At 49.3% G+C, this 14,014-nt stretch carries 13 protein-coding genes; 8 read left to right on the forward strand and 5 right to left on the reverse strand.

Translation table 11 applies throughout. The features are described 5' to 3' along the window. Positions 1-42 precede the first annotated feature (42 nt). Together KCG55_RS05800 and carA are read right to left on the reverse strand one after the other, a co-directional pair. A complete protein-coding gene (locus KCG55_RS05800) occupies positions 43-300 on the reverse strand; it encodes an SWEET family sugar transporter (RefSeq protein WP_254322309.1) in 258 nt (85 codons plus the stop codon). A 136-nt stretch (positions 301-436) separates the two neighbouring features. Further along, positions 437-1,567 carry a glutamine-hydrolyzing carbamoyl-phosphate synthase small subunit gene (gene carA, locus KCG55_RS05805; RefSeq protein ID WP_254322311.1) on the reverse strand — a complete coding sequence of 377 codons (1,131 nt, stop codon included), beginning with the start codon at positions 1,565-1,567 and terminating at the stop codon, positions 437-439. A gap of 500 nt (positions 1,568-2,067) precedes the next feature. Between carA and KCG55_RS05810 the strand changes: the two genes are divergently transcribed. Continuing rightward, positions 2,068-2,340 carry a hypothetical protein gene (locus KCG55_RS05810; protein WP_254322312.1) on the forward strand — a complete coding sequence of 91 codons (273 nt, stop codon included), beginning with the start codon at positions 2,068-2,070 and terminating at the stop codon, positions 2,338-2,340. A 158-nt stretch (positions 2,341-2,498) separates the two neighbouring features. Next, positions 2,499-5,519: a PilC family type IV pilus tip adhesin gene (gene pilC, locus KCG55_RS05815; protein ID WP_254322314.1), complete on the forward strand. Its 3,021-nt coding sequence runs from the start codon at positions 2,499-2,501 to the stop codon at positions 5,517-5,519. Positions 5,520-5,792: 273 nt separating this feature from the next. Here the strand turns inward: pilC and KCG55_RS05820 are convergent, their stop codons facing one another. From KCG55_RS05820 to tal, 3 genes are all read right to left on the reverse strand, one after another. Then, a complete protein-coding gene (locus KCG55_RS05820) occupies positions 5,793-6,527 on the reverse strand; it encodes a LytR/AlgR family response regulator transcription factor (RefSeq protein ID WP_188208779.1) in 735 nt (244 codons plus the stop codon). Between the two features lie 238 nt (positions 6,528-6,765). Continuing rightward, positions 6,766-7,653 carry a tRNA glutamyl-Q(34) synthetase GluQRS gene (gene gluQRS / locus KCG55_RS05825; protein ID WP_254322315.1) on the reverse strand — a complete coding sequence of 296 codons (888 nt, stop codon included), beginning with the start codon at positions 7,651-7,653 and terminating at the stop codon, positions 6,766-6,768. Between the two features lie 154 nt (positions 7,654-7,807). Continuing rightward, positions 7,808-8,863, reverse strand: coding sequence for a transaldolase (gene tal, locus KCG55_RS05830; protein WP_254322317.1), 1,056 nt, complete (start codon positions 8,861-8,863; stop codon positions 7,808-7,810). Positions 8,864-8,997: 134 nt separating this feature from the next. Here tal and KCG55_RS05835 point away from each other — a divergent pair, with 134 nt between their 5' ends. From KCG55_RS05835 to rpoN, 6 genes are all read left to right on the forward strand, one after another. Continuing rightward, the gene (locus KCG55_RS05835) at positions 8,998-9,972 is read left to right on the forward strand and encodes a KpsF/GutQ family sugar-phosphate isomerase (RefSeq protein ID WP_254322318.1); all 975 of its coding nucleotides are present in this window, start codon (positions 8,998-9,000) and stop codon (positions 9,970-9,972) included. A gap of 66 nt (positions 9,973-10,038) precedes the next feature. Then, on the forward strand, positions 10,039-10,575 hold the full coding sequence (locus tag KCG55_RS05840; protein WP_254322320.1) for a KdsC family phosphatase: 537 nt from the start codon (positions 10,039-10,041) through the stop codon (positions 10,573-10,575). After that, the gene (gene lptC, locus KCG55_RS05845) at positions 10,572-11,153 is read left to right on the forward strand and encodes an LPS export ABC transporter periplasmic protein LptC (protein WP_070608492.1); all 582 of its coding nucleotides are present in this window, start codon (positions 10,572-10,574) and stop codon (positions 11,151-11,153) included. Before KCG55_RS05840 ends, lptC begins: the two co-directional genes overlap by 4 nt. Beyond that, positions 11,134-11,664, forward strand: a complete 531-nt coding sequence (gene lptA / locus KCG55_RS05850; protein ID WP_254322321.1) for a lipopolysaccharide transport periplasmic protein LptA — start codon at positions 11,134-11,136, stop codon at positions 11,662-11,664. The genes lptC and lptA overlap by 20 nt, the downstream gene beginning before the upstream one ends. 70 nt (positions 11,665-11,734) lie before the next feature. Further along, a complete protein-coding gene (gene lptB / locus KCG55_RS05855; protein ID WP_003679854.1) occupies positions 11,735-12,469 on the forward strand; it encodes an LPS export ABC transporter ATP-binding protein in 735 nt (244 codons plus the stop codon). Between the two features lie 182 nt (positions 12,470-12,651). After that, on the forward strand, positions 12,652-14,007 hold the full coding sequence (rpoN, locus tag KCG55_RS05860) for an RNA polymerase factor sigma-54 (RefSeq protein WP_254322322.1): 1,356 nt from the start codon (positions 12,652-12,654) through the stop codon (positions 14,005-14,007). Positions 14,008-14,014 lie beyond the last annotated feature (7 nt).

Below are 14,014 nucleotides of genomic sequence, written 5' to 3' on the forward strand. Positions count from 1 at the left end.
GCTGTACAGATGTTGATTTGCACAGGCCGTCTGAAAACTTCCTTAAAAACTAGTGATAAATGTAATCAAACCCAAAATAATGCCTGGGGCGTTTGCCAGTATGATGGGGTAGTCGCGTTTTTCTTTCAAAAAGCCGTAGGCAAACCATAATGTGCAGTTGATGGCGGCGACGAGGGGTTGCAACGGCGAGCCGGGGTTGCCGGCAAGGTTGTTTTGGATTTGCGGGATATAAGAAACGTACATACCGACGCTGGCCAGGGTGGCGGTGACGGAAAGAATGTGCATTTGTTTTTCAGTCATTGGTTTTCCTTTCTGATTAGACGATTGGGTTTTCAGGCTGTACAGATGTTGAGAGGGGGCTGAATTTATATTTTTGAAGTTTGGTTTTCAGACGGCCTGTTGTCGAGTTGAGTGTGGCCGTCTGAAAAAATCAGCTTTATTGTTTTGCTGCTTTGATATTGTCAATGAATTTGTCGAATAGATAGCCGACGTCTTGCGGGCCCGGGCTGGCTTCGGGGTGGCCTTGGAAGCAGAATACAGGTTTGTCTGTCAGTTCGATGCCTTGCAAGGTGTTGTCGAACAAGGATTTGTGGGTAATGCGTGCGTTGGTGGGCAGAGTGTCGGCATCGACGGCGAAACCGTGGTTTTGGCTGGTGATGACGACTTTGCCGCTGTCTAAATCTTGTACAGGGTGGTTGGCACCGTGATGGCTGAAGCGCATTTTCAGGGTTTTCGCACCGATGGCGAGGCTGATCAGTTGGTGTCCTAAGCAAATGCCGAAAATCGGTTTGCCGCTTTCCATCAGTTTTTGTACGGCTTTGATGGCGTAGTCGCAAGGCTCGGGGTCGCCGGGGCCGTTAGACAGGAATATGCCGTCAGGATTGAGTGCCAAGACATCTTCCGCGCTGGTTTGTGCGGGAACAACGGTCAGGCGGCAGCCGCGTGAGGCGAGCATGCGCAGGATGTTGGTTTTGACGCCGAAATCGTAGGCAACGACGTGGTAAGGCTGTTCGGAAGGTGTAACAAAACCTTTGCCCAATTCCCATTCGCCTTCTGTCCATTCGTAAGTTTCTGTGCAGGAAACTTCTTTTGCCAAGTCTTTGCCGACCATGCTACCGAATGCGGCAATCAGTTCTTGTGCTTTTTCAACGGTGGCATCCGCACCGGTCAAGATTGCACCGCCTTGTGAACCTTTTTCACGCAACAGGGTGGTCAGGCGGCGGGTATCAATGTCGGCGATGGCGACGGTTTTGTTGCGTACCAAATAGTCGTGCAGGCTTTCGGATGCGCGGAAGTTGCTGTGCAAGAGCGGCAGGTCGCGGATAATCAAACCGGCGGCGTAAACGCTGCGGCTTTCTTCATCTTCGGCGTTGGTGCCGGTGTTGCCGATGTGTGGGTAGGTGAGGGTAACGATTTGTTTGCAGTAGGACGGGTCGGTCAGGATTTCCTGATAGCCGGTCATGGAAGTGTTGAACACGACTTCGCCGGAAGTCGAACCTTCGTAACCGATTGATGTGCCGTGAAATACGCTGCCGTCAGCGAGAACGAGAAGAGCCGGAGTGGTCATGATGGAATCCTGTTTGCCTGATGATGGTCGGTTCGAAAAAAATGGGTCAGGCCGTCTGAAAAATAAAAATTGTTTACAAAAAAGACAGCCTTCGGAAATCTCGGCTAAAAAAAAACACGCTCCGCAGCTTTGATTTTGCTGTGTAACGTGCTTTTTCAGACATAGCGGTCTATGCCGTAGAAGCAGTGTATTTTAAGTCAAAGTAATAGGAATTTCAAGCGTAGAGCAAATAATCGATAATTTAAAAACGTTTTATCTTTACGGTACAGTCCCTTGCTTTTGGAATGCTTGATGAATAAGGTTGAACTAAATATTCAGTCAGGTCGTCTGAAAGCTGAGCAGGCAGATTGTTTCATTTTTGTTGTGTTTGAAATGCAGGTGTAGGGAAATTCAGCCGAATCAAACATGAAACAGGCTGTTTATGCTAGAATCGTAACCTTATAAAAAATAAAAACAACGTCATTTTTAACTGAGATTATCCGATGAAAAAAGAACACATTATGCAAAACGCTCCATCAGGCCGCCATCGCCTCATTCATGCAAGCGTCGCTTCCGCTTTAGCACTCATCAGTATTTCCGTTCAGGCAAATACGCAGCAATTTGCCCAAACTCCTTTTTACCTGCAAAACAAAACCGACGTCAGCGGCCAGCCTAAAGTCAAACACAATATTATGTTTTTGATTGATGACTCGGGCAGTATGTTGGCTGATGCTAAGGGTGATTATCATGTCCGTGATGAGAATAAAAAATCAATATTGCAAAATCGGCATTAAAGCAGGTTTTAGCGCAATATAAAGATCAGTTTAACTGGGGTTTGCAGACTTTGCACAATAATCCTCGGTATTGGAAATGGGATGAGAAAAAAAGGAAAGAGAATAATGCTATTTACGCATATGCAGAATTGCCTAGTCCCGACGATACCAAAGGCGATATGAAGGATTCTGAAGGCTTTACGGATGGTTCCGCAGGTCGCAATTGGGAATATGTCAGTAAGAAGGTAGACGAGATGTTGGCTTATCAAGGTACGCCGACAACGCGCCGTTATTATGAAGTCGTCAAAAATTTCGTTATCCCCAATATCAAATACCGTTGCCAGAAGTCCTATGTTGTCGTGGTATCTGATGGTGATGCCAATATGAGTTGTAGCAATCAGGATGCCGGTGAGGATCCTCGCTTATCGCGCAATACCAGCTTCAACTACGATCGAGATTATTACTATTCAAACTACTACCGCGCCATCGAACATAGCGCGGATACGCCTGCATACCAATATTTCGGGCCGTCTGCAGCGAAGGCTTATGACGATAAATATGGAAAAGGTGAATTTTTCAACGATGGCCATGGCTTTAGTGGATACTTTGACCTGCCACTTTATCAATATGATGCCCATATCCCGGAGCATGAAAAAAAAGTGATGTGCCAATATACCGATTATAAATTCGGGTATAGCGATTATTATCGTAGGCGAATGTGGATAGGTAGCGGCGAAATCATTGTTCCTATTTGGGATAGAAACTATGGTAATGAGAAACGCGGTATGCGTTTCTTTAGTCAGACTTTGGCAGAAAAAGACATCAAAACAGAAAAAGATGGCAAAGATGCTGCAGGCAAGAGCTGGGATGGTGATCCAAGCGATCCTAAAGGCGTAGATTATAGCAAGCAATTGGTTCAGACTTTTACCGTGGGCTTCGGTGAGGGAGTTTCTAAAGTCGGGAGAGAATATCTGGAAAAGGGCGCCAGTCGCCCAGAATGGTATTTTAATGCCTCAAAACCTGAAAAGTTGCTCGATGCTTTCAAGACCATTGTCGACAATATTGAAAATGACAGTAAAAATACGAAATTTGAAGGAGTATCTTCAACTGCACCGGCAACGACCAGTACAGGTATTCCCAATATGGCGGCAACGGTTCATTTGAATACCGGCTCTTGGAGCAGTCAGTTGCGGTTTTATAAATTAAACCGCGATGGTACGCCTAATATGACAAAGTTTGACCAGCCATCATTTAATAACCGTCTTACTTTGGTTAAGGATGGCAGTAAGACCTATTTCATCGATAGCGTTGCAGATGATAAGGCGTCAAATGCTGATTTTGGCATTTCAGACGGCAGTGCGGAAGGTAAGTTGGAATGGAAAAATGCATTGCTGAAATGGACTGGCCGAGCAGAGAGTGATGAAGCCATTAAAGCGGATGCAGGAGCAAAAGGTTATAGCCAGTCTTATCGTATCCGTCCGACTGACCCTAAGGATCCAAATAAAGATGAACGTAATTTGGGCGATATTTTAGATGGTTCGGTTGCGGCTATTGGCGATAAGCGCGACAACCGTCAAGAGTTTTTGGTCGCCGCTGCCAATGACGGCATGGTACATATTTTCCGTAATGGTACGTCTAGCAATCCTTATGACTTGAAACTCAGCTATATTCCAGCAGGTATGGAGCGCGAGGATGATCAAGGTCAAGCAACAACTTTGGGCAAAGTTCTGAAAGATATTGCACGCGATGGTTACGGCTCCGGCACGCCACACCGTTATATGGTCAATGGTGGCTTTGTTCTTCGTCAAACACCTGATAAGCAAACCTTTATGTTTGGTGCGATGGGTCAGGGCGGACGCGGTGCGTATGCGTTGAATATTGGTGCAGTAGCTAACAGTGATCGTAGTGGTTGGAATACGACTGTGCCTCTGTTTGAAACAAAAAAAGGCTCTGACAATAAGCTGGGTTATACCATTGGTTCGACACAAATCGGCCGTGTTTCCATCAAGCGCGATACCACTCCGGTCAATCTCAAATCTGATGTGCGCTATGCGGGTTTCTTGGCCAGCGGCTATCGTACTGAAGATGTGAACAGTGCCGACAATGAAACGGCTTTGTATATCTATGATATGACAGGTAAAGAAGCGGGTACGCAAGATACCGGTAAAAATGTTTCTAGTGCCGGTAATCTCTTGGCTAAAATTCCTGCGCCGAATGGCAAAGGTGGCCTCTCTACTCCCACTTTGGTAGACACTGATTTTGACGGTATTGTCGATATTGCTTATGCCGGTGACCGTTACGGCAATATGTTCCGCTTTGACTTGAGTGGTGAAACTCCGTCCAAATGGTCTGCGCAAATGATTTTCCAAGGTTTGGGTAATCAACCGATTACGTCTGCGCCTGCGGTATCACGCCGCAGTAAAGACAAGTATGTCGTTATTTTTGGTACGGGTAGTGAGATTTATCAGAATGAATTAGAAGGTACCAACGGCCAAATCAATGCCGTTTACGGTATTTACGACGATGTGTCTACTGATGAATCCAAAAAAGCAGTTTTGGCAAACAGCAGTGAGTTGGAACAGCAAACCAGAGAAAGTGACGGCGAACACATTTATGTCAGCGACAATAAGGTAGGCGAAGGCAAAAAAGGATGGAGCCTGACTTTAGATCCGAATGAACGTGTGACCGTCAAACCAACGATGATTTTGCGTACCGCTGTTGTGACCATCCGCAAGTATGAAACCAAAACAATTCATACTGACTCTTCCAGTACCGATGTTTGTTTGCCGGACAGTACGTCCACACAAACGACAGCGAAAACGATTATTTTGGGTGTAAATGCTGAAAACGGCGGCCGTTTGGGCTTGCGTGATGCGCGTATTTCCAGCAAGGATCGCACATTTATCAAACGTGAAAATAATGGCCAGATTTATTACGCCAACGGTATGACTTTTGATGGTGTTATCAACTTTACTTATATGAATTCCAGCAAAGCCGACGATTCTCCGGTTACTGCCGATGGCGATAGCGGCGGCACAGGTACGGATAAGGAGTTGAATGCTACGCCGAGCGTGCCAAACAATAAATGTTTTGCAACCAAAGGTGATCGCAGTCTCTTGTCCAATCAATTGGACAGCCTGGAAGTACAAGGCCGTACATGCGGACTCAAACGCATCAGCTGGCGTGAATTGTTCTTTTAATTGGTAAGGCTTAAGTATCGAGGCCGTCTGAATTTTTCAGACGGCCTTTTTTGTTGAGAGGCAGTAATGAGAGATGCTGGATTAAAAAATGGAAAAGTTTGTTTGTGGACATAACAGGGTTTGATCAAATTGAAAGCTTGGACAGAGCTAAACGACAGATTTGAACTATTCTTTTTTAAATTTCTACCATTTGGCTGAGAAGTTAAAAGGCCGTCTGAAAAGATATTTTCAGACGGCCTTTGATTTAAAAAGAGCCAGTCAAGGAATGCATTGTTAGATGCTGTTTTTAATGATTTTCCGCAGGGTGGACAGTTGTCGGCGGCTGACGGGCAGCGGGGTCGGAATATCGAGAATTTTTGCGCCCCATGTGGATGCGGATTCGTCGTTTTCGTCATCGTCCAGTCGAATCAGGCTGTCGAGGGTGTGGCGGAAGACGAGGGCATTGCGGTGGATGCGGATGACTTTATCGCCCAGCAATTCTTCCCAGTAAACCAATGTCTTCGGTAATTCGTAGCTATGGCCGTCGCCGGTAAACAGATAGACGGTTTTGTGTTCCGCCATCAGATAACGCACCTGTTGCCATGGGATTTCAACCATACGCTCGCGGTTGTACACTTTGAAATGAGTGAAACTGTCTGCTTTTTCGCGGTTTTTCTCGATGATGCGGTCAAGCGCGGTTTGCAGACGAGTCATTTTGATCGGTTTGAGCAGATAGTCTGCGGCAGCCAGCTCAAACGCGCGCAGGGCGTGTTCTTCGTAGGCTGTGGTGAATACAATTTCCGGCTGGCGCTTGGCGGTACGCTTAATGCGTTCGACAAATTCGAGACCGTCGATTTCCGGCATACCGATGTCGGCAAAGACGATGTCGACTTCGTGGACGCTCAGCCACTCCAATGCTGGCATGGCATGGTGAAAGACGTTGAGCAGTACGACGTTGCACTCTTCCAATAATACACGTAAGCGTTCTGCTGCTAATACTTCGTCTTCTACAATAATGGCACTTGGCATAGCGGTATTCTTTTTGTTGTATCGTGGGAGATCTGTCGCGCTTTGTCATCCTCAATAACGCGTCAGCCGTATGTTGTTACAACCTTGAAATTATCAGTTTGTGACAATTTTAGGAAATTTTTGAAATATACATGATTTTTCGCTTCTTGGGCATGGTTTGGGATGGATCGGAAGATTACTTACATAATTTTATGAAATATTGTAATACCTAGAGTAATTTTGTTGTAATCGTGCTAATTCAGTCCGTGATAATGGACGATTTGGGGATTTTGGCCATTTGCCAGTGTACCACCGCCCAATCGAGCAATTCTTGAGGATGGTTCACGGTAGGTGCATCAGGTAGGTTGAGGTAGGTTAGGATTTGGCGGAGAAGCTGTTCTTTTTGATTCAAATCCAAAGCCGGGGCAAGGGTTTGTTTCGACCATTTTTGCCCTTGGTTGTTGGTCAATAGCGGAAGGTGGGCGTAGGCCGGTGTAGGAACGCCGAGGCATTGTTGCAGGTAGATTTGGCGCGGCGTAGAGACGAGCAAGTCTTGACCGCGGACAATATGCGTTATGCCTTGATCGGCATCGTCGGCAATCACGGCAAGCTGATATGCCCAATAGCCGTCGGCACGAAGCAGGACAAAATCGCCGATGTCGTGTGCCAGATTTTGTGCGTAATGTCCGACAATGCCGTCTGAAAAACCGATTACGCGATCGGGAACTTGAATGCGCCATGCCGGAGTTTTGTTTTGCGTATCGGGTCTTTGCTGAGGATTGCGGCAACGGCCGTTATATACAAACCCGTCTGCGCCATGTGTTGCCGCCGCCTGCCAGTCTTTGCGGCTGCAGTAGCAGGGATACACCAGCCCGGCTGTTTTGAGGCGGTCGAGTGTGTCTTGATACAGGTCGTAACGGCGGCTTTGATAGGCGACTTCGCCGTCCCACTCAAAACCGAAAGCCTCAAGCGTGCGCAAAATGTCGGCAGCGGCGCCGGGCATTTCGCGCGGGGGGTCAAGGTCTTCAATGCGGACCAGCCATTTGCCCTGATGGGCGCGCGCGTCGGCATAGGAGGCGACGGCGGTCAGCAGGGAGCCGATATGAAGCAGGCCGGTAGGGCTGGGGGCGAAACGTCCTATATACATGGCAGGGTGTTTGTGTAGGGCAGGGGCAGTATGCCTGCACGGTATTCAAATCGTGATAGAAAAGGGCGTGCCGTACACGCCCGAATTTGGGTTTCAGACGGCCTGAGACTTTTCAAAATGATTTAAGTTTCAATCGGCCGTCTGTTTAATCTGCTTAAGCCAAGGGAGCCAGCAGTTTGGCGAAAGCGTCTTCAAATTGTTTCAAACCGTCTTCCTGCAAACGCGTTGCCAAAGTTTCGACATCAATGCCGAGTTTGGCGGTTTCGGCAAGCTGCGCTTGGGCTTCGTCTACACCTTCGGTCAACGTGGCTTTGGCGGTGCCGTGGTCGATAAAGGCTTTGAGTGTCGCATCGGGAACGGTGTTGACGGTATGGGCGCCAATCAGGCTGTCAACGTACAACGTGTCAGGATAGGCAGGGTTTTTCACGCCGGTAGATGCCCATAAAAGTTGTACGCGGTTGGCACCTTTTTCGGCAAGTGCGGCAAATTCGCTGCTGCCGAAGTATTGCGCCCAATCTTGATAGGCGGCTTTGGCCAGCGCAATGGCAACTTTACCTTTGAGATGGTCGGGCAGGGTGGCGTCCAATGCAGCATCGACACGGGAAATAAAGAAGCTGGCGACAACTTGGATATGGGAAACGTCGTGTCCCTCTTCCAAACGTTTGGCAATGCCGCGCGTGTAGGCTGCATAGGCTTTGAGGGTTTGGGTGCGGGAGAAGAGCAGGGTCAGGTTGACGCTGATGCCGTCTGAAACAAGGGTTTCAAGCGCTTCGATACCTTCGTCGGTTGCCGGTACTTTAATCATGACATTTTTACGGCCGATGGCGGCGTGCAGGCGGCGCGCTTCTTCAACCGTGCCTTGTGCGTTTTTGGACAATTCAGGCGAAACTTCGAGGCTGACGAAGCCGGTTTTGCCGCCGGTGGATTCGTGTTCGGCAAGGCATACGTCGCAAGCGGCTTGCACATCGGCAACCGCCATGGTTTCGTAGCGTTGTTTCGGGGTCAGGTCTTGTTGTTTGAGCGCGGCTACTTCATCGGCGTACAGGGAGTCTCCGGCAAAGGCTTTTTGGAAAATGGCAGGATTGGAAGTTACGCCGCACACACCTTGCTTCAGCATTTCTGCCAATTCGCCGCTTTGTACCAGCGAACGGGAGAGATTGTCCAACCAGATTTGTTGTCCTAATGCTTTAACGTCCGATAAAATAGTCATCTCTGATTCCTTTTACATAATAGGTTTGTTTGTGAAGTGGCGATAATGCTACGCCGATTCGATGAATTTGAACAGTTTACAGCCGATTAATTTGGGCAAAACAAACCTAAATTCAAGCACGAAAGGTGGCTTTGATGGCGGAAAACATACTTTATCTCGACTGGGCGCGCGATGTATTGGATACGGAAGCCGAAGGTTTGCGTGAAATTGCGGCGGCTTTAGACCATGATTTTGTCCGTGCGGCGGAAGCGTTGTTGCACTGCAAGGGCAGGGTCGTCATTACCGGCATGGGCAAGTCCGGACACATCGGCCGCAAAATGGCGGCAACCATGGCTTCCACTGGCACGCCTGCGTTTTTCGTCCATCCTGCCGAAGCGGCGCACGGCGATTTGGGCATGATTGTGGATCACGATGTCGTGGTTGCCATTTCCAACTCCGGCGAAAGCGATGAAATTGCGGCGATTATTCCGGCGTTGAAACGCAAAAACATCACGCTTATTTGTATCACTGCTCATCCGACTTCCACCATGGCGCGCCATGCCGATATCCATATTACCGCGGCGGTTTCCAAAGAAGCCTGTCCGCTCGGTTTGGCACCGACTTCCAGTACGACCGCCGTGATGGCGTTGGGCGATGCGCTGGCGGTGGTTTTATTGCAGGCGCGTGCGTTTACGCCGGATGATTTTGCTTTAAGCCATCCGGCCGGCAGCTTAGGCAAACGCCTGTTGCTGCGTGTGGCGGATATCATGCATAAAGATGAAGCCCTGCCTGCCGTTTTGTTGGGTACGCCGTTGAAAGAAGCCATTGTCCGCATGAGTGAAAAAGGCTTGGGCATGTTGGCGGTAACCGATGCCGAAGGCCGTCTGAAAGGCGTATTTACCGATGGCGACTTGCGCCGTCTGTTTCAAGAACGCGACAGCTTTGCCGGTTTGAAAGTGGACGACATCATGCACGCTTCGCCGAAAACCATCTCCGCCGACCACCTTGCCACTGAAGCTTTGAAAGCTATGCAAAGCGGCCATGTGAACGGTTTGCTGGTAATCGAAGAAAACGGCGTGCTGATTGGCGCGCTGAATATGCACGATTTATTGATGGCACGAATTGTCTGAAACGACGGCAAAAACGTTTTCAGACGGCCTTATGCTAGAATAGGCCGTCTGAAATAAGGAAACCTTATGCAAAACCTCTCTTCCGACCTGCAACAACGCGCTTTAGGTATCAAACTGCTGATACTGGATGTGGACGGCGTTTTGACTGACGGCCGTATTTTTATCCGCGACAACGGCGAAGAAATCAAATCGTTCCACACTTTGGACGGACACGGTTTGAAAATGCTTCAGGCCAGTGGCGTGCAAACAGCGATTATTACCGGCCGCGATGCGCCTTCCGTCGGTATCCGCGTGAAACAGCTCGGTATCAACTATTACTTCAAAGGCATTCATGACAAACGTGCCGCCTACGCCCAATTACGCGAACAGGCCGGTGTGGAGGAGCATGAGTGCGCCTTTGTCGGCGACGATGTTGTCGATTTGCCCGTGATGGTGCGTTGCGGATTGGCGGCCGCCGTCCCCGAAGCGCATTGGTTTACTTTGCAATACGCCCATTATGTAACTCGGCGTTCCGGCGGCGCAGGCGCGGTGCGTGAAGTGTGCGATTTGATTATGCAGGCGCAAGGTACGCTTGAACCTGCTTTGAAAGAGTATGTACGATGAAAATCAGATGGCGTTACGGAATCGCCTTTCCGCTGGTGTTGGCCGTCTCACTCGGCGCATTGGCGGCGTGGCTCGGCCGCATCAGCGAAGTGCAGGTCGAAGAAGTCGTCCTCAATCCGAATGAGCCGCAATATTCGATGAAAGGCATCAACGGCAAACGTTTTGACCAAGAAGGCCGTCTGAAAGAAAACCTGAGCGCGGTCGATGCCGTCCAATATCCGAATAGCGCGGACGTGCATTTGGACAAACCGCATCTTTCGTTTTACCGCGACGGTAGCCTGCTGTACGAAGTCGGCAGCGACAAGGCTGTGTACAATATTCAAAACAAGAAAGTCGTTTTTGAACAGAATGTTGTCTTAAACAAAGCGGCAGATGCCAAGCGTTTGGCCGGCATCGTCAAAACCGAACGTTTGAATGTCGATACCGAAGCGCAATACGCCCATACCGACAGCCCCGTTACTTTCCAATACGGACAGTCCGGCGGTCAGGCAAACGGCATGACTTATGACCACAAAACCGGTTTGCTGAATTTCCCTTCCAAAGTGAAAGCCACAATTTATGATACAAAAAATTTGTAAAACCTTAGCCCTTGTTGCCGTTTTTGCCGCCAGCCCGGCCTTTGCCCTGCAAAGCGACAGCAAGCAGCCGATTCAAATCGAAGCCGACCAAGGCTCGCTTGACCAAAACAACCAAAGTACCACTTTTTCCGGCAACGTCATCATCAAACAAGGCACGCTCAATATCCGCGCCGGCAGCGTGACCGTTTCGCGCAACGACAAAAGCGAGCAGTTGATGAAAGCAACCGGCTCGCCCGTCAAATTCAGCCAAGAGTTGGACGGCGGCAAAGGCGTGGTCAACGGCCAAGCCAATACCGTCACGTATTCTTCCGCAGCCAGTCTGGTTACCCTGACCGGCAATGCCAAAGTACAGCGCGGCGGCGATGTGGCTGAAGGTGCGGTCATCACTTACAACACCAAAACCGAGGTTTACACCATCAACGGCAGCGCCAAATCCGGTGTGAAATCCGCCGCCAAATCCGGCCGCGTCAGCGTTGTCATCCAGCCGTCCAGCACGCAGAGAAACAAATAAGAAAACACACAAAAAGGCCGTCTGAAAAAGGTTCAGACGGCCTGAGGTCAATATCGAAAGTCAACAGAATATGAGCGCAAACAACAGCCGTCTTGTGGTTCAAAACCTGCAAAAAAGTTTCAAAAAACGCCAAGTCGTCAAAAGCTTCTCCCTTGAAATCGAAAGCGGCGAAGTCATCGGCCTGCTCGGTCCCAACGGCGCGGGTAAGACCACCAGCTTTTACATGATTGTCGGTCTGATTGCCGCCGATGCAGGCAGCGTGATGCTGGACGGACAAGAGTTGCGTCACCTGCCCATTCACGAACGCGCCCGCCTCGGCGTCGGCTATCTGCCGCAGGAGGCCTCGATTTTCCGCAAAATGACCGTGGAACAAAATATCCGCGCCATTTTGGAAATCAGCATGAAGGACAAAAGCCGCATCGATGCCGAACTTGAAAAACTGTTGGCCGATTTGAACATCGAGCGCCTGCGCAACAACCCTGCGCCGTCCTTGTCCGGTGGTGAACGCCGCCGTGTAGAAATCGCGCGTGTGTTGGCCATGCAGCCGCGTTTCATTTTGCTGGACGAACCTTTTGCCGGCGTTGACCCGATTGCCGTGATCGATATTCAGAAAATCATCGAGTTTCTCAAATCACGCGGTATCGGCGTACTGATTACCGACCACAACGTGCGCGAAACCCTCAGCATATGCGACCGTGCCTACATTATCAGCGACGGTACGGTATTGGCTTCAGGCAAGCCGGATGATTTGGTCAACAATGAACAAGTCCGTTCGGTTTACTTGGGTGAAAATTTCAAATATTGAATGCATATTTGACGGCAATCGTAAAACCGGTTTCACACGAGGCTCTCATTTCAATTGAGGGTATCTGTAAATATTGAAATAATTACTAAGAATACAAATATAATACCGATAACCTAGTTTTTCAGACGGCCCTCCGTACAAAGGCCGTCTGAAAAACTATCCATACACTTCGAAAAAACACTATGTCTTCACTCGTCCTTAAACTCAAACAGACCCAGCAGCTCAACCAGCGGCTGCAGCAGTCTCTGCGCATCTTGCAAATGTCGGGTCTTGAGCTTGAGCGCGAAGTGGAAGACTGGTTATTAGACAATCCTCTGCTTGAGCGTCCGGAAACCGAAGAGTTTGCCGATAGCGGGCTCAACCGTGCCGTTACCATGCCGCGCTCTGGTCAGCAGTTGAGCGGCGACGATGCCGAAGATATTTGGAGCAACATCGCCGAAGAAGAGGACTTCAAACACTATCTGCATGCCCAAGTGTGCGAGCATCCGCTCTCGCAAGTGGAAGCGGCCTATGTTCATGTCTTGATTGATTTTTTGGACGAACAAGGCTACCTCACCGACAGCCTCGAAGAAATCATCGACCACACGCCGTTGGAATGGATGCTGGACGAAGAAGCCCTGCAAAACGCGCTGGATGTATTGCAAACCTTTGATCCGCCCGGTGTGGCGGCAGCCGATTTGACCGAGTCGCTCATGCTGCAGCTGATGCGTTTGCCGGCTTCTCCGGCCAGACAAATGGCCGCGCATTTGGTGCAAAGTTCGCTTCAAGATTTAGGCAAAAACCGCAAACAAAACGTTCTGCGTTTCCGCAAACTCTATCCCGATACCGACAGCGAAACCATAGAAGCTGCACTCGATATGATTGCCGGGCTCAATCCCTATCCGGCCTACGGTTTCGCCTCTGCCACGCCTACGCCTTATATTCAGCCTGACGTTTGGGTCAAAGAGGGCAAGGACGGCTGGGAAGTCATCAGCAACGAGGCGGCTTGGCCGAAGCTGCAGCTTAATCAGGAATATTGCGACCTGATGAAATCGGCGGAAGAGGGCGCACCGGAGTGGAAGGAAAAAATCAGTGAAGCCAAACAGCGCATTGATTCTTTGGAGCTGCGGAAAAGCACGGTTCTCCGCCTTGCCGAGTATATCGTCAAAAATCAGGAAGATTTTTTCATCTTCGGAGAAATCGGCCTGTCGCCCATGCTGATGAAAGATGCCGCCGCCGAATTGGGTTTGGCGGAAAGCACCATCTCGCGCGCTGCCAATCAGAAATATTTGTCTTGCCCGCGCGGCCTGTTTGCGTTACGCTATTTCTTCACACAGGCAGTGAATGCCGATGATGACGGCGAAGGGTTCAGCCAAGGCGCAATCAAAGCCGTATTAAGCCAGCTGATTGAAAGTGAAGACAGCAGCAAACCCTATTCGGACGAGACCCTCGTCAAATTATTAAAACAACGCGGCATTGAAATCGCCAGACGTACAGTTGCTAAATATAGAGAATCATTAGACATACCACCGGCACACAAACGAAAATTTACCGAGTAGATATATT

Origin of the sequence: Neisseria subflava, from assembly GCF_024205745.1 — a bacterium.
Lineage (GTDB): Bacteria > Pseudomonadota > Gammaproteobacteria > Burkholderiales > Neisseriaceae > Neisseria > Neisseria flavescens_B.